The organism is Bacteroidales bacterium (assembly GCA_021648725.1).
Lineage (GTDB): Bacteria > Bacteroidota > Bacteroidia > Bacteroidales > JAADGE01 > JAADGE01.
This window is the reverse complement of the sequence record JAKISF010000001.1, coordinates 173,339-188,710: the sequence shown is the minus strand read 5'-3', so window position 1 is coordinate 188,710 and position 15,372 is coordinate 173,339. Positions and strand designations below refer to the sequence as shown.

Below are 15,372 nucleotides of genomic sequence, written 5' to 3'. Positions count from 1 at the left end.
TTAAAATATTAAATTCATGATTAAAGTAAACAAAAAAATATTAATAATTATTGCAGGTTTATTATGGACAGGTGTCGGAATTATGTTAATTAAAATTGCATATAAATGGTTAATTACATTTTCCGACACAGGTATAATAGCAATTTCAGGTATGGGGATTTTTGCAGGAATTATAATTGCAAAATTCGGCTTTAATAATATTGCAGAGAAAAACATTGAACGCATAAAGCAATATGAAAATAAAGTTTGTTTGTTTGCTTTTCAAAAGTGGCAATCGTATCTTTTAATAATTGTTATGATAAGTATGGGAATATTTATGAAATCAAGAGCATTTATTCCTAAAAATTTTCTGGCTTTAATGTACACAGGAATCGGTTCGGCACTTTTTTTTGCAAGTTTCAGATATTATATAAGGTTTTTTAAATGTTCAAAATAAAAAAAATATCTTTAGTTTTTATTACGGGGGCTCTGTGGTTAGCAGTAGGCATTATGCTTATTTCCAGGGTGTTGTTTTGGTTTCCCGGTTTTTCTTTACTGCAATCAATTATTGCTGCCGTTGCAAGTTTAGCTCTCGCTTTTATTAAAACTCGTTTTGTTTTTATTAAAGTTACTGATGAAAATATTAAAAGAATTATAAATATTCCCGGCATTAAAGTTTCTGTGTTTGCTTTTCATACTCTAAAATTTTATTTTTTAATTCTAATTATGATAGGTTTCGGAATATTTATGAGAAATACTGAATTTATACCTAATATCTATATATTTCCTATATATATCGGTGTCGGTTCGGCAATGATATATGCAAGTTTCATGTATTTTAAATATTCTTTTCAGAATAAGTAACTCTTTGTAAGTAACTATATTAACAATTACATTTTTTGCAAACCTCTGTCAAACAATGACCCCGATTTTATATATAGGAATTTCACAAGCATTTTTTGCCGGGCTTTTTATTGCCGTAAAAAAAAATCAAAGTATTTCAGATAAATTGTTGGCTGCTTTGCTCTTTTTAATTGCTGCCGACATGAGTTTTTCATTATTAAAAAGTGAAATCATTTTTTTTCGTGAAATCCCTCCTGTTTTGCCTATGGCATTCGGACCTTTGGTTTTTCTATATGTTAAAAGTTTAATTTCCGAAAATTTTATATTCAATTATAAATCCTTATTACATTTTATTCCTTTTGCTGCTTTTGCTTTTGCAACTGTCATATTTATTGACAAACCAATACTTCCCGGAAATAACTTCTTTGAAAACAATCAATTTCTGCCTTATCGAATAACATACGGTTTTACATTTTTTTCATTGAATACAATATATGTAATTTTTTCATTTATACTTGTTTACAAACATCAAGATAATATTAAAAACGTATTCTCTTATACTTCCGAAAAAATCACACTAAATTGGTTAAAAGTTGTATTGTTCAGTTTTTTATTTGCATACTTAACTTTGTATATAACCGGTGCTTGGTATTTAATAAAAAATAAAAGCTTCTATATCGGAAATATAAATCCTATTGAATTTTCATACATAGGATTAACATTCTTTGCTTTTGCATTCAGTTTTTTCGGGTTTAAGCAATTATCGGTTTATTCAAAAAAGAAAGCACCGGAAAAGAAACAGAAATATTCAAGTTCTAATTTGAAAAGCGAAGATGCAGATGAAATTTTGGATAAATTGCAAGCTTTAATGATTACAGAAAAACCTTATTTGGATGAAAAACTTACAATTTCTGAACTTGCCGAAATGTTAAAAATCTCGCGACATCATCTCACACAAATAATTAATGAGAAACTTAATAAAAATTTCTACACATTTATCAATGAGTACAGAATTGAGGAAGTGAAAAAAATGCTTTTTGATAATAAGAAAAAACATTATACAATTCTTGCCGTTGCCTATGAATGCGGTTTCAATTCAAAATCTACTTTCAATACCTTATTTAAAAAATACACCGGATTTACTCCCTCGGAATATAAAAAAAAGGTTCAAAACGCATAATTCGAACAAGTTTATATTCCGAATTAAGCGATTCGGACGAAATGAACTTAATAACTCCTGATATTTGTATTACTTTTTAATTAGACATAAACAATCGGTGTGTTTGATGATTTCAGTTTTTTCGGCACACCGTTTTTTCAAAATCAGTAATATGAAAATAATATTATTAACAGGTGCAACAGGCTCGGTCGGTTATGAAACTCTTAAAGAGTTGTTAAAACATACAAATAAATTTAAAATTAAAGTTTTAGAGTTAAAAAATAAGAAGTCTGTTAAAAAGTTAAAACCTTATAAAAATAAAGTTGAAATAATTTTCGGAAATATCATAAATGAAAAAGATACAGAAAAAGCAGTAAACGGTTCAGATGTAATAATTCATACAGCTGCATTAATCCCTCCTAAAGCTGATAAATTTACAGAGCTTGCCAAAAAAATTAATATCGGAGGAACAAAAAATATTGTAAATGCTGTTAATAAGCTTAATCCCGAAGCTTTTGTAATTTACACATCTTCAATATCGGTTTACGGCGACAGAATTAAAAATCCTGAAATTAAAGTTTTTGATTCCCTATCCCCCGCTCCAAAAGACTATTATGCCGAAACAAAAATTAAAGCAGAAAGTTATCTGAAAATAAACACCAAAAATTATACAATATTCAGACTTTCAGCTGTAATGAATCCAAAAATGAAGTTAGATCCTTTATTTTTTCACATGCCTCTAAAAACACAACTTGAAATTGTTACTTCAAGAGATGTTGCTTTTGCTCTTGTTAATGCCGTTGAAAAGAAAGATTATTTAAACGAGCAAATTTTCAATCTCGGAGGCGGAAATAAGTGCAGAATTTCTTATGAAGATTTCTTGAAGGAAAACTTTAAATTGTTCGGTTTAAACAATATGAAATTCCCTAAATATGCTTTCGCAGAAAAAAACTTTCATTGCGGATATTATAAAGATACAGAAATTTTAAATGATATACTTAATTTTCAAAGAGATTCAATTGATGATTATTTAAAGCAAGTGTCCGAAAAAATAAATCCTTCTAAAAAGATACTTTCTAAATTATTTAAAAAAAATATTCAAAAAAAACTACTGACGAAATCTGAACCTTATGAAGCTTATTTAAACAACAATCCAGAATTAATTAATCATTTTTTCATTTATAACCCAAAATATATAAAGGTTATTTGAAATCTTAAGGCAAAATATTATGAACAATAACCTTTTAAAACCGGTTTTTATTTTTATTATTTCAATTTCTTTTTTTCATGCTTATTCACAAAAAAACTACTCTGATATAACAGGAGTTTGGCTAACACCCAAAAACAGATCGGCAATTAAAATTATTGAAAAAGATAACATCTGTTACGGACAAATTGTTTGGCAAAAAGAACCGAATGACCAAAACGGTAATCCTAAAAAGGATATTAATAACCCTAATCCTAAATTAAGACATAAACCGTTAACAGGTTTGGTAATTATGAAAAACCTGAAATACGAAAAAAATGAAAATTGTTTAAAGGGTACTATATACAACCCCGAAAGCGGAAATACATATAAGATAAAAGTCGAACTTTTAAATCCTGAAACCTTAAAAGTAAGAGGATATATAGGATTCTCATTTATCGGAAAAACATCTGTTTGGAAAAAGAAGATAGAAGATATTTAGGTCTTTATTCTTAATTTTATACCTTTGAACAAAAAAAATGAACCGATTTGATAATATAGCCAAAGAATGGGATGCTGAACCGAGAAGACTGCTGTTGGCAGAAAACATTTATAAAGCAATTAAAAATAAAGTTAAATTATCAAAAACAATGTCGGTTTTAGACATCGGAACCGGAACCGGTTTATTGCTTATGCACTTTATTACGCAAGTAAAACAAATAACAGGCATTGATAACTCAAAAGGAATGTTAGATATGCTTGTTGAAAAAGCAAAAAAAGCAAATGTAAACAATGTTGATACAATTATTTTTAATGCCGACAAAGATATTTTAAACGGAAAGCAATATGATTTAGCCGTATCAAGCATGACTTTTCATCATTTTATGCAACCCGAACAATTTCTGAATCAAGTTTATGATAGTTTAAACCCGGGAGGAATTATTTGTATTGCTGATTTAGAAACCGAAGACGGCTCATTTCATGATGATAATGCACTTGCAGGTGTTAAACATTTTGGTTTCGATAAAAATGTATTTAATATTTGGCTTCAAAATGCAAATTTCAAAAATACCAATGTTGAAACAATTTTTAAAATTGACAGACAAGGAAATAAATATCCTGTTTTTCTTGCATACGGGGAAAAAAGCATTCAGTAATTCAATAATTTACAGCTTTGCCCCCAAAAATTAAACATCCTTTAATAAAATAAGAAAAAATAAAATTCGTTATATCGGTATTCATAATATTAAACTATTATTTATAATACCAAAAAATGAAAAAAATTATTTTGCTGTTAACAGCCGTTGTAATATCTACCGGCTTATTTGCTCAAAAATATACACTGAGCGGATATATAATTGATGAATCAAGCGGTGAAAACATTATAGGAGCAACAGTTTATGATGCCGAAAACTTGAAAATAGGAACGATAACAAATGTTTACGGTTTTTTTAGTCTTACATTAAAAAAAGGAAAAGTAAAATTAGGTTCCGGATTTATCGGATTCGCAGATAATTTTCAAGAAATTAATCTTACAAAAGACTCCGTTATCACAATTTTGTTAAAACCGAATACTGAAATTGATGAAGTTATCATTACCGGTAAACAAAACAACATAAAATCGAGCCAAATGAGCTCAATTGATATTCTGATTAATGCCGTCAGAAAACTTCCCGTTTTATTCGGCGAAACTGATGTATTAAAAACTATTCAACTGATGCCCGGTGTTCAATCAGGTTCTGAAGGTACAAGCGGTGTTTACGTTAGAGGCGGAGGTCCTGACCAAAATCTTATTCTTTTAGACGGTGTTCCTGTCTATAACGTAAATCATTTGTTCGGGTTTTTCTCTGTTTTTAACGGATATGCCGTAAACGACATTACACTTATTAAAGGAGGTTTCCCTGCAAGATACGGCGGAAGACTGTCATCTGTTATCGACATAAGAATGAAAGAGGGTAATATGAAAGAATTCTCGGGTGAAGCCTCTGTCAGTCTAATTGCATCTAAATTTTCATTTGAAGGACCTATAACCAAAGACAAAACATCATTTATTATTTCAGCACGCAGAACATATTTAGATGTATTGGCTGCACCATTTATGAAACTTTTTTCTTCTTTCAGCCCGGGAACGGATAAGTTTTGGGGAGGATATTTTTTTTATGACATTAATGCAAAGATAAATCATAAATTTTCTGATAAAGACAGACTTTTTTTAAGCATTTATTCCGGAAAAGATAAAGCTTATGTAAAAACAAGTGAAGATTACAGTTATAATAACGAAGTCAACAAATACAAATCAGATTTTGATTTACACTGGGGAAACATAACTTCGGCACTGAGGTGGAATCATATATATGCACCTAAATTATTCGGCAACACAACTGCTACATACAGCAGGTACAACTTTACGACAGCAATTTCGGAAGAATCTGATTTTACGTCGTGGACAAATCCTGACGATGCAACAGTTTACCATAGTGAATGGCAAATAAAATATTTATCGGGTATTGAAGACTATGCAATAAAGTCTGATTTTGATTATTTACCTTCTCATGCTCACAAAATTAAATTCGGAGCAAACGCAATATTCCATACTTTTAAACCGGGTATTTCGGCATTAAGATTTTCCGATCAAGAAAACAATCAAAATATTGATACAACATACGGCAGTAAAAATATTTATGCACAAGAATATTCCGTTTATGCCGAAGATGATATAAAAATCGGAAATAAACTAAAATTTAATATCGGAGGAAGAATTTCAGGTTTATCAGTTCAGGATACTTTCTATTATTCTATAGAACCCAGAATTTCAGCACGTTTTTTATTGTCGGATAATTGGTCGGTAAAAGCTGCATATTCTCAAATGACTCAATATTTACATTTCTTAACAAACAGCACAATCGGGTTGCCTACCGACCTTTGGTTGCCTGCAACAAAACTTGTTCCTCCGCAACATTCCGTTCAGTATGCATTCGGAACAGTTTTTTCATTACCTCACGATTTAAATATTACGATTGAAGGATATTATAAAGAAATGAGTAACTTAATTGAATATAAAGAGGGTGCAAGTTTTTTTGAAAGTCCGAAGAAGGTGAGCTTGCCGGAATCGGCTGGGAAAATAAAATTGAAATCGGAGAAGGAAATTCATACGGAGCAGAGTTCATGCTCAGCAAAAATATCGGAAATCTCACAGGTTGGTTAGCATATACTTGGTCTAAAACAAATCGTCAATTTGAAAATATTTCATTCGGTGAAGTTTTTCCCTACAGATATGACAGGCGGCATGATGCAAGTATTGCCGTAACCTATAAAATTAATGAAAAGATTGATGTCGGTGCAACTTGGGTGTACGGTACAGGTATTTCAGTTACTCTTGCTCAACAAAGATATTTACCCCTAAATATGGTTGACATATATATAGAAAATCAACAATATGCTGATGATAATTTCTATTATTATGACGGAGGAATTGTCGAATACTACGGCAAAAGAAATAATTATAAGCTGCCGGCATATCACAGGTTAGATTTAAGCATAAATTTCTCAAAACCCGTAAAGCACGGAATAAGAACATGGAATGTAAGTGTTTACAATGCATATAACAGAAAAAATGCTTTTTATGTAGATTTTTCGGGAGGAACATTAGGTCAATATTACAATTCAACACAAAGGCAACTTATAAAATACAGTTTGTTTCCTTTTATTCCTTCAGTAAGTTATATTTATAAATTTAAATAAGCCGGTAAAATGAAAACTAATATATATATAAATCTTTTTTCGATAATACTTACAATCAGTATCTTTTCTTGCAGCGAACCTATTGATATAAATGTTGATGAAGTTGATAAAAAAATTGTTCTGAATGGATTTATTAACCCCGACAGCACCGTTAAAGTTAATCTTTCAAAAAGCATCGGAATTTTACAAAAAGACAAAGAAGTTGAATTTTTAAAAAATGCTGATGTAAAGCTTTTTGAAAATAATATTTTAATTGAAGAATTACAATATGACACAAACGGATATTACACAGGAGTAACTTTTCCGAAAATAGGAAAAACATATAAAATAACTGCCGATTATCCTTCTCTCACATCAGTTGATGCAAACACCTTAATTTTAAATCCTGTGTCTGTAACTTCTGTTAACTCTTCCCCGCAATTTATAAGCAGAGTTGAAACATGGTACGACAGCAATACAGGGCAACAGTTTGATACAACAATTTTTACTTTAGACAGGATGAATATTGAACTTACTTTTACAGACCCTGCCGAAGAAGAAAATTATTATTTAATAACTTTTACTGCACTTATCCCGCAGTTCGGATATTTTCCGCCGGATTATAATGAAGTTTACCTCGGAGAAAAAATGGTAAGTTTAGATTATAATATGAACAATTCAAGTTGGCAGAACTATTTACACATGAATAATTTTAACGGATATATTTTATCGGATGAATTATTTAACGGAAACTCACATACATTAAATGCCGATATTTATTTATACGGAGATTCATCGCCTGAAACTGTTTATATTAATTTTCACAGAATAAATAAAGAATTTTATCAATTTGTAATTTCTTATTCAAAATATGAAGAAACAGAATACAATCCGTTAGCCGAACCGGTTAATATCAAAACAAACATAAATAACGGTTTCGGTTTCTTCTCCTCATATTCAACGGCAAAAGATTCAGTTATTATTGAATATGCTGACCTTTATTGAGTTGTGACTTATTTTAAAGTTATTATTAAAACATTTTTTTTAACTTTATTTAACAATTATTTTTTAAACTACTTTTTTTAAATAACTTTGTAATTAATAAATATATTTATTAATAATTTTAAATTTTTATTGTTATGAAAAGACGTTATTTATCTGTCATCGCTTTAGCATTTGTTTTCGGAATTGCTACAATTTTCACATCTTGTAAAAGCGAAGAAGAAGCTAATGCTGATGCAGAAGCAGCTGCTGCTGAAATTGAAAACCTATTCAATGATGCATTAAATGATTTAAGCGAAGAAATAGAAGTTGCTGTTGATTCTGTTAATACAACTCTTGAAGAAGCAACAGACGTAATGGAAGAAGCAACAGACGCTGTAGAAGATGCTGCAGAAGAAGTTGAAGTTAAATAAGACAATTTTTCTTTTTTAATAAAAAAACATATCTCTTTTGAGATATGTTTTTTTATTTTAATGTATCAAGTATTTCGTTTCTTAGTGTTTCCGTTTCTTCCCTTTCGTTTTTATCCATTTGTGTGAATCTTATTAAACCCATTGTTTTTATAAATAATCTGTGAACTTTAAAAGCAATTATACTTATAAACGGAATTGTAACAAAGTAAATTAAAGCAACATACCATATTTTAGAAATAATTAAAATCGCTGCTGCCTGTATTAAATAAACAATAGGAAAAATAAATAAAAAGAAAACATATACAACTGAACTTTCAAATTGCCTGTCTTTTATTTTTTTTGTAATTAAACGAGGCAAAGGATATGTTAATAAATTATTAATAACACCGTAAATAAAAAAAGGTGTACCTGCAAGCAACAAAATAAATCGTAACAAAAAGTTATTATTCTTTGCTTTTTTTCTGACAACCCAATCTTTTAAATTATTCTTTTTAAGAAACTCTCCGTATTTTTTAACCTTCTGCATTAATTCATTAAACTTATTAGCATCAGAATCTTTTAAATCATCAATTTTCTTAATTGTTTCTTGGTCGGCTTTTAACTTATTTTCAGAATTTGGGTTTAATGATAATGTATTCAACATCTGATACTCATTTATATCTCTTAATAAATCATATTCGTCATGAAAATCTAAATCTTGAATATGAATAACTTGTTCTTTTACTTTTTTGTAAAGAACTTCCGTAAAACTTACAATTGTTCTTGCAGCATCCTTTTTATAATCCTCTTTGTAAGAAGCAACGCTTATCGGCTTACCATACTTTACTACTAATTTCGATTTAAAATTCCAATAATTTGAATAGTAAATACCTGTCGGAATAATTTGCACACCTGCTTTAAAGTCATGTTTTTCTTCAAGCATAAATGCTATTCGTTGAATCCCTTTTTTTAATCTTCTTACGTGTTTTTTATTAATGTGTTGAGCTTCCGGAAAAATTACCACTTGTCTGTTATGTTCCAAAACCTCCATTGTTTTTTCATATATAATTTCATTAAGTTTTAACTTTTCTTTTCCGTCTCTTATTCTGAAAACAGGTAAAATCTTAAAGAAATATAAAATTTTTGCAATTGCAGGCTTTTGAAAAATATCGGAGCGTGCTAAAAAAACAGGTTGAATTTTTTGACTGAAAATAATTGCCAAAGCATCCATAAGTGCATTTTGGTGGTTGGGTGCAATAAATATGGGTTTGTTTTTCGGAATATTTTCAACACCTATATATGTAACCTTTTTGTAAAAAACAAAGTCGTGAACGAATCTTCCGTAAACTTTTAAGATTGAATATAATAATGATTGTTTTTCAACTTTTCCTAACTTCATGGTAAAATATTTATCTGCAAAAATGTTTTAAATTACAGTTAATTGCAAATTTTTATATAACGAATCCCGTTTAATGAAATTAATTTGAATAAATTAAAATGGGCGAAACTTCTTTATACCAAAGAAATAATGAGTGAGCAACCGGAATATTTGTTTAATTCTAAAACCCATTGTTATTACAAAAATTAGAAAAGAATTAAGCGAAAGTAAAACAAAACTGCCCCGGCATTAAATCCCTAAAATTCAGCGAAGAAAAAAGATACTTCAATTTCTGTATTTTCACTACTGTCGATACTGTAAACTTGTTTTGAAATTAGAACCTTTTATCATGGACAACTATTTAGACACCCATTTCCTGGCATCTTCAATATTTGTAAAGACTTTTATCTCATATTTGGTCTTTTTATTCTGTTTTACTTTTATGTCAATCTTTTTTAATAAATTTTTATCATTTACGACAATTGCACTTTTTTCCCTGTTAATTTTGCCTTTATTTTCTTTGAAAATTTCAATTATATTTTGAAGAAATTGTTTATCGGTATTTTTATCAAAAGAACTTAAATCCGTAACAAGATTAAAATTTCTGTTAAAATCAGGGTCTTTAAATTCACTATGTTTCAGTTTTGTATATTCGTCAGTATTAATATTTTTTGATAAAGTTTCAATTATAATAACTTCATTTGGATAAATTCTATATGTACTTTTCATAAAAAATTGCAATTTAATTTGTTATCCAAAATTATAAATTTTTTTCATATAAAAAAATGGCACTTAACCTTATTAACAGATAAGGGCTATACAGTATTTTGTAAAATAACATATTCTCTTTTTCTTAGTTTTATTTATCAATATTGTTTATTTTTACAATAAATTAAGAAAAATGAAACGAGCAATCTTTCCGGGATCTTTTGATCCTTTTACAATCGGGCATGAATCAATAGTCATAAGAGCTTTGGCTTTATTTGATGAAATTATTATTGCAATTGGCTATAATTCAACAAAAAAAGGCTTTTTTACCGTTGAAAACAGAATCAAAATTATTAAGGAGATTTTTAAATATAATAACAAAATAAAAGTTGAAGCATATAATAAACTTACAGTTGAGTTCTGCAAAGAAAATAAGATTAACTTTATATTAAGAGGCTTGCGAACTGCCTCTGATTTTGAATATGAAAGAGCAATTGCTCAAATGAACCACTATATGGCAAAAAATATTGAAACAGTATTCTTATTAACCGAAGCAAAACACACACCTGTCAGTTCTACAATTTTAAGAGAAATATTAAAACATAACGGAAATATTTGTCAGTTTATTCCTAAATGTATTGATTTAAAGGAATATATGTAATAAATATTTATACATTCAGGATATACTAAAACCGTAATTCAGCAATAACCAACTTCAAACTAAAATTCATTTGCAAAAAACTTCAAGAAGTTGTATATTTATATTTAAATGATTAAGAAAGCAAAATATTACTACAAGCTTAAAAATAAGCAAGTTAAATGCACTTTATGTCCGCATAATTGTATTATTAATGAAGGCAAATACGGAATATGTAAAGTAAGAAAGAATGCAGGAGGTAAATTAATAAGTGAAAATTATGCACAAATTTCAGCAATTCATTCAGATCCTATCGAAAAAAAACCGCTGTATCATTTTTATCCCGGAAAAAATATTTTATCAATAGGAAGTCTCGGCTGTAATTTGAAATGTAATTTCTGTCAAAACAGCAATATTTCACAAACAAAAGTAACTGATTTTAACAATTCAAAAATAATATATCCTGAACACATAATTAAAGAAGCAAAAAGAACAAGAAATAATATAGGAATTGCATACACATACAATGAACCTACTGTTTGGTATGAATTTATGTATGATACGGCAAAAAAAGCTCATAAAGCAAAACTTAAAAATGTAATTGTTTCAAACGGTTATATCAACAAAAAACCCCTAAATAAAATTATCAAATACATTGATGCATTTAATATTGACATTAAGGCATTTACCGAAACTTTTTATAAAGAACAAACAGGCTCATCCTTAAAACCGGTTCTCGAAACCGTAAAAATAATTGCAAATCATAAAAAACATTTAGAATTAACAAATTTAATTATCCCTACATTAAATGATGACGAATCAATTTTTGAAGAAATGATTAATGAGCTTGTAAAAATAGCAGGTAAAAATTTAATCTTGCATATTTCGAGGTATTATCCTTCTTATAATATGGATATTGAACATACACCAAAAGAAACAATGATTAAGCTTTATAATATTGCAAAAAAACACCTTAATTATGTTTATCTCGGTAATATTATTTCAGAAGAAGGAAGTAACACAATCTGTCGAGTTTGCAATGAGCGTCTTATTTCTCGCGATAAGTATTACACACGAATCTCGAATATCAGTAAAAACAGATGTATGAACTGCAATACAAAAATTCCGATAATAAACTAATTCAGAATTAACTAAAGTATATCATGAAAATCAGGAAAGCTGCCGTTTCGGGAAAATTTTATCCGTCTTATGTAAACGAACTTAACAAACTATTAGAACAAATAGTTAAGTCTGAAAAAAAACATATCAATATTGATTTATCAAAAAACAAAATTATAGGTGCTTTAGTTCCGCATGCCGGTTACATTTATTCGGCATATCAAGCAGTTCATTTTTTTGAAATATTAAAACAAAGCAAACAAAAATTTGACACATTTGTTATCGTAAATCCGAACCACACAGGCTACGGGGCAAAAATTGCTCTTGATAAAAATGATGCTTGGGAAAGTCCTTTCGGAATAGTGAAAATTGATAATGAATTTGCAGAACTTACAAAATTTGATTTTTCTTCAGATGCACATAAACATGAACATTCAGGAGAAGTAATATTACCGATGCTGCAATATTTTTTAGATTATGAGTTTAAAATTTTGCCGATTACAATGTCCGAACAAAACTTTTATAATGCTCAATTAATTGCAAGTCGAATTCATTTTGCATCTTTAAAACTAAATCGGAAAATTTGTTTTATTGCATCTTCCGATTTTTCTCATTTTGTAAACCATGAATTCGGAAAAAAACAAGATGAGAAAGTAATTAATCAAATATTGAAATTTAATTCAGAAGAAATTATTAATACCGTAAATAAAAATAATATTTCAATGTGCGGTTACGGTCCTTCGGCATCTCTTACCGAGTTTGCAAAAATTGTTTCAAACAATCCGAAAGCCGAACTTCTTAAATTCGGACATTCCGGAGAAGTCCGCCAATCTGATGAAGTTGTGGATTATGCTTCAATTTTGGTTTTTGAAGACAAATAAAAATTATATTTGCAATATGTTTCCGAAGCTTAATCTTCCCGAATACCAAATAAAATTTAAAGAAACCGAAAAAGGACTTTCCGGTTTTGACATAATTCGAAAAAAATACATTCTATTAACTCCCGAAGAATATGTAAGGCAACAATTTATTCATTATTTAATTGAAAAGAAACAATATCCGAAAGGATTATTAGCCGTAGAAAAACAATTAAAAATTTACGATACAACAAAACGAACCGACATAGTTTTATACGACAAACAAGGCAATGTAAGTATAATTGTAGAATGTAAAGCCCCGAAAGTTAAAATATCACAGGATGCTTTTGACCAAATTGCCCGATATAATATGAATTTTAAAGCAAAATATTTGATTGTAACAAACGGCATAACTCACTATTGCTGTAAACCGAATTATAATGATAATTCTTATATTTTTTTAAAAAATATTCCGGATTACGAAATAATTATGAATAATTAAAAAACATGAAAATAAAAGATATAACTAACTATTTAGAAACACTTGCACCGCTCTCATTTCAAGAACCTTATGACAATGCAGGTTTAATAACCGGAAATAAAAATAATGACCTTAAAGGAGTAATAATTACACTTGATACTGTTGAAGATGTTGTTGAAGAAGCAATAAAAAAAGAAGCAAATCTGATAATTTCGCATCATCCGATTATTTTCAAAGGATTAAAAAAAATTACCGGAAAAAATTATGTTGAACGAACAATAATTAAAGCAATAAAAAATGATATTGCAATTTATGCCGTTCATACAAATTTGGATAATGTAAATTCAGGAGTAAATGCAATGCTTTGCAAAAAATTAAACTTGAAAAATTACAAAATACTAAGACCTGTAAATAATCACCTCAGAAAATTAATAACATTCGTTCCCGAAGAACATGCCGAAAAAGTAAGAACAGAAATCTTTAATGCAGGAGCAGGACATATCGGCAATTACGACAATTGCAGCTTTAACAGTTCGGGGCAAGGAACTTTCAGAGCCGGAGATAATACAAACCCATTTGTCGGGAAGAAAAATAAAATACATTTTGAAAATGAGATTAAAATTGAAACTATTTACCCGAAACATCTCGAAAATCAAATTCTAAACGCATTATTCCTGTCGCACCCTTATGAAGAAGTTGCGTATGATCTTTATTCGCTTGAAAATAAATATAATAATGCAGGAGCAGGAATGATAGGAGAACTCAGCAAACCCGAAGATGCTTTAAGTTTTCTTAAAAGAATTAAAACGACGCTCAATACCGGAACTGTTAAGCATACAAAATTAACAGGAAACAAAATTAAAAAAGTTGCACTTTGCGGCGGTTCCGGAAGTTTTTTATTAAAAGATGCAATAGCCGAAAAAGCTGATATTTTTATAAGCGGAGATTTTAAATATCACGAATTTTTTGATACTGAAAATAAAATAATTATTGCAGATGCCGGACATTATGAAACAGAACAATTCACAAAAGAATTAATTTTTGATGTGCTTGTGAAAAAATTTAATAACTTTGCGTGTTTTTTATCAGAAATAAATACAAATCCAATTAACTATTTATAGACAATGGCTGACAAGACTAAGCAAACAGAAGAACAAAAACTGAAATTGTTGTTTAAATTACAAACAATTGATTCAACAATGGATAATATAAAAACTTTAAGAGGTGAATTACCTCTGCAAGTTAAAGAACTTGAAGATGATATTGTAGGTTTAGATACAAGAGTAAGTAAAATTAAAGAAGAACTTGAAAAATTAAACCATTCAATATCAGACCGAAAGAATCAAATTATTGAATCGGAAGAAAAAATTAAAAAATACGAAAAGCAACAAGCAACCGTAAAAAATAACCGCGAATTTGATTCATTAAATAAAGAAATTGAATTTCAAAAATTAGAAGTTGAATTAAGCGAAAAAAGAATAAAAGAATATAAAGAGAAAATTAAACTTGAAAAAGAAAAAACAAAAGAAGTAAAAGAAATTGTTAAAGACAAAAAAGCAGAATTAAAAGAAAAGAAAGGAGAACTTGGAGCAATTACCGGCGAAACAAAAATTGAAGAAGATAAATTAATTAAAGAATCGGAAAAAATAATTTCTAAAATCGATGAAAGACTTACAAAATCTTATACTCGAATAAGAAACAATGTAAGAAACGGTCTTGCAATTGCTCCTATCGACAGAGGTGCTTGCGGAGGTTGCCACAATAAAATCCCGCCACAAAAACAACTTGACATCGCAACAAGAAAAAAGATTATTTTTTGTGAACATTGCGGAAGAATTATAGTTGACTCGGTTCTTGCTGATGAAATTAAATAACTATTCTTTAAAGATATAAAACATTACCCGAAAATTT

At 28.9% G+C, this 15,372-nt stretch carries 18 protein-coding genes; 16 read left to right on the top strand and 2 right to left on the bottom strand.

Annotation, left to right across the window (positions count from 1 at the left end):
• The first annotated feature begins 16 nt into the window (after window positions 1-16).
• The 10 genes from L3J35_00760 to L3J35_00715 all read left to right on the top strand — a co-directional run bounded on the left by L3J35_00760 (window position 17) and on the right by L3J35_00715 (window position 8,302).
• Window positions 17-436: a hypothetical protein gene (locus L3J35_00760; protein MCF6364710.1), complete on the top strand. Its 420-nt coding sequence runs from the start codon at window positions 17-19 to the stop codon at window positions 434-436.
• On the top strand, window positions 424-843 hold the full coding sequence (locus L3J35_00755) for a hypothetical protein (GenBank protein ID MCF6364709.1): 420 nt from the start codon (window positions 424-426) through the stop codon (window positions 841-843). The genes L3J35_00760 and L3J35_00755 overlap by 13 nt, the downstream gene beginning before the upstream one ends.
• Before the next feature lie 55 nt (window positions 844-898).
• Window positions 899-2,002 carry an AraC family transcriptional regulator gene (locus L3J35_00750; GenBank protein MCF6364708.1) on the top strand — a complete coding sequence of 368 codons (1,104 nt, stop codon included), beginning with the start codon at window positions 899-901 and terminating at the stop codon, window positions 2,000-2,002.
• A gap of 151 nt (window positions 2,003-2,153) precedes the next feature.
• Window positions 2,154-3,191, top strand: coding sequence for an NAD(P)-dependent oxidoreductase (locus tag L3J35_00745; GenBank protein ID MCF6364707.1), 1,038 nt, complete (start codon window positions 2,154-2,156; stop codon window positions 3,189-3,191).
• A gap of 19 nt (window positions 3,192-3,210) precedes the next feature.
• Complete coding sequence (locus L3J35_00740; GenBank protein MCF6364706.1) at window positions 3,211-3,669, top strand: DUF2147 domain-containing protein; 459 nt, start codon at window positions 3,211-3,213, stop codon at window positions 3,667-3,669.
• Window positions 3,670-3,706: 37 nt separating this feature from the next.
• Window positions 3,707-4,324, top strand: coding sequence for a class I SAM-dependent methyltransferase (locus L3J35_00735; protein ID MCF6364705.1), 618 nt, complete (start codon window positions 3,707-3,709; stop codon window positions 4,322-4,324).
• Between the two features lie 116 nt (window positions 4,325-4,440).
• Window positions 4,441-6,372, top strand: coding sequence for a TonB-dependent receptor (locus L3J35_00730; GenBank protein ID MCF6364704.1), 1,932 nt, complete (start codon window positions 4,441-4,443; stop codon window positions 6,370-6,372).
• Window positions 6,333-6,908, top strand: coding sequence for a hypothetical protein (locus L3J35_00725; protein ID MCF6364703.1), 576 nt, complete (start codon window positions 6,333-6,335; stop codon window positions 6,906-6,908). The genes L3J35_00730 and L3J35_00725 overlap by 40 nt, the downstream gene beginning before the upstream one ends.
• A 9-nt stretch (window positions 6,909-6,917) precedes the next feature.
• Window positions 6,918-7,892 carry a DUF4249 domain-containing protein gene (locus L3J35_00720; GenBank protein ID MCF6364702.1) on the top strand — a complete coding sequence of 325 codons (975 nt, stop codon included), beginning with the start codon at window positions 6,918-6,920 and terminating at the stop codon, window positions 7,890-7,892.
• Between the two features lie 134 nt (window positions 7,893-8,026).
• Entirely contained in the window at window positions 8,027-8,302 is a 276-nt protein-coding gene (locus tag L3J35_00715; protein ID MCF6364701.1) for a hypothetical protein, read from the top strand.
• A 52-nt stretch (window positions 8,303-8,354) separates the two neighbouring features.
• On the opposite strand, the gene L3J35_00710 is transcribed toward L3J35_00715, so the two are convergent.
• Window positions 8,355-9,680 carry a 1-acyl-sn-glycerol-3-phosphate acyltransferase gene (locus tag L3J35_00710; protein ID MCF6364700.1) on the bottom strand — a complete coding sequence of 442 codons (1,326 nt, stop codon included), beginning with the start codon at window positions 9,678-9,680 and terminating at the stop codon, window positions 8,355-8,357.
• Between the two features lie 336 nt (window positions 9,681-10,016).
• The gene (locus L3J35_00705) at window positions 10,017-10,388 is read right to left on the bottom strand and encodes an STAS/SEC14 domain-containing protein (protein MCF6364699.1); all 372 of its coding nucleotides are present in this window, start codon (window positions 10,386-10,388) and stop codon (window positions 10,017-10,019) included.
• A gap of 172 nt (window positions 10,389-10,560) precedes the next feature.
• Between L3J35_00705 and coaD the strand changes: the two genes are divergently transcribed.
• The 6 genes from coaD to L3J35_00675 all read left to right on the top strand — a co-directional run bounded on the left by coaD (window position 10,561) and on the right by L3J35_00675 (window position 15,335).
• Window positions 10,561-11,028, top strand: a complete 468-nt coding sequence (coaD, locus tag L3J35_00700; protein ID MCF6364698.1) for a pantetheine-phosphate adenylyltransferase — start codon at window positions 10,561-10,563, stop codon at window positions 11,026-11,028.
• Between the two features lie 108 nt (window positions 11,029-11,136).
• Window positions 11,137-12,144 carry an AmmeMemoRadiSam system radical SAM enzyme gene (gene amrS / locus L3J35_00695; protein ID MCF6364697.1) on the top strand — a complete coding sequence of 336 codons (1,008 nt, stop codon included), beginning with the start codon at window positions 11,137-11,139 and terminating at the stop codon, window positions 12,142-12,144.
• Window positions 12,145-12,167: 23 nt separating this feature from the next.
• Window positions 12,168-13,004: an AmmeMemoRadiSam system protein B gene (gene amrB, locus L3J35_00690; GenBank protein ID MCF6364696.1), complete on the top strand. Its 837-nt coding sequence runs from the start codon at window positions 12,168-12,170 to the stop codon at window positions 13,002-13,004.
• A 16-nt stretch (window positions 13,005-13,020) separates the two neighbouring features.
• Entirely contained in the window at window positions 13,021-13,482 is a 462-nt protein-coding gene (locus L3J35_00685) for a type I restriction enzyme HsdR N-terminal domain-containing protein (GenBank protein ID MCF6364695.1), read from the top strand.
• Window positions 13,483-13,487: 5 nt separating this feature from the next.
• Window positions 13,488-14,582 (top strand): Nif3-like dinuclear metal center hexameric protein, encoded by a 1,095-nt coding sequence (locus L3J35_00680; GenBank protein ID MCF6364694.1) that lies wholly within the window; start codon window positions 13,488-13,490, stop codon window positions 14,580-14,582.
• A gap of 3 nt (window positions 14,583-14,585) precedes the next feature.
• Window positions 14,586-15,335, top strand: coding sequence for a C4-type zinc ribbon domain-containing protein (locus tag L3J35_00675; GenBank protein ID MCF6364693.1), 750 nt, complete (start codon window positions 14,586-14,588; stop codon window positions 15,333-15,335).
• Window positions 15,336-15,372: the final 37 nt, after the last annotated feature.

Coding starts and splice junctions, on each gene's coding strand:
- coaD (MCF6364698.1), top strand. CDS start 10,561: ATGAAACGAGCAATCTTTCCGGGATCTTTTGATCCTTTTACAATCGGG.
- L3J35_00755 (MCF6364709.1), top strand. CDS start 424: ATGTTCAAAATAAAAAAAATATCTTTAGTTTTTATTACGGGGGCTCTG.
- L3J35_00740 (MCF6364706.1), top strand. CDS start 3,211: ATGAACAATAACCTTTTAAAACCGGTTTTTATTTTTATTATTTCAATT.
- L3J35_00675 (MCF6364693.1), top strand. CDS start 14,586: ATGGCTGACAAGACTAAGCAAACAGAAGAACAAAAACTGAAATTGTTG.
- amrS (MCF6364697.1), top strand. CDS start 11,137: ATGATTAAGAAAGCAAAATATTACTACAAGCTTAAAAATAAGCAAGTT.
- L3J35_00760 (MCF6364710.1), top strand. CDS start 17: ATGATTAAAGTAAACAAAAAAATATTAATAATTATTGCAGGTTTATTA.
- L3J35_00680 (MCF6364694.1), top strand. CDS start 13,488: ATGAAAATAAAAGATATAACTAACTATTTAGAAACACTTGCACCGCTC.
- amrB (MCF6364696.1), top strand. CDS start 12,168: ATGAAAATCAGGAAAGCTGCCGTTTCGGGAAAATTTTATCCGTCTTAT.
- L3J35_00685 (MCF6364695.1), top strand. CDS start 13,021: ATGTTTCCGAAGCTTAATCTTCCCGAATACCAAATAAAATTTAAAGAA.
- L3J35_00750 (MCF6364708.1), top strand. CDS start 899: ATGACCCCGATTTTATATATAGGAATTTCACAAGCATTTTTTGCCGGG.
- L3J35_00735 (MCF6364705.1), top strand. CDS start 3,707: ATGAACCGATTTGATAATATAGCCAAAGAATGGGATGCTGAACCGAGA.
- L3J35_00730 (MCF6364704.1), top strand. CDS start 4,441: ATGAAAAAAATTATTTTGCTGTTAACAGCCGTTGTAATATCTACCGGC.
- L3J35_00745 (MCF6364707.1), top strand. CDS start 2,154: ATGAAAATAATATTATTAACAGGTGCAACAGGCTCGGTCGGTTATGAA.
- L3J35_00720 (MCF6364702.1), top strand. CDS start 6,918: ATGAAAACTAATATATATATAAATCTTTTTTCGATAATACTTACAATC.
- L3J35_00715 (MCF6364701.1), top strand. CDS start 8,027: ATGAAAAGACGTTATTTATCTGTCATCGCTTTAGCATTTGTTTTCGGA.
- L3J35_00705 (MCF6364699.1), bottom strand. CDS start 10,388: ATGAAAAGTACATATAGAATTTATCCAAATGAAGTTATTATAATTGAA.
- L3J35_00725 (MCF6364703.1), top strand. CDS start 6,333: ATGCTCAGCAAAAATATCGGAAATCTCACAGGTTGGTTAGCATATACT.
- L3J35_00710 (MCF6364700.1), bottom strand. CDS start 9,680: ATGAAGTTAGGAAAAGTTGAAAAACAATCATTATTATATTCAATCTTA.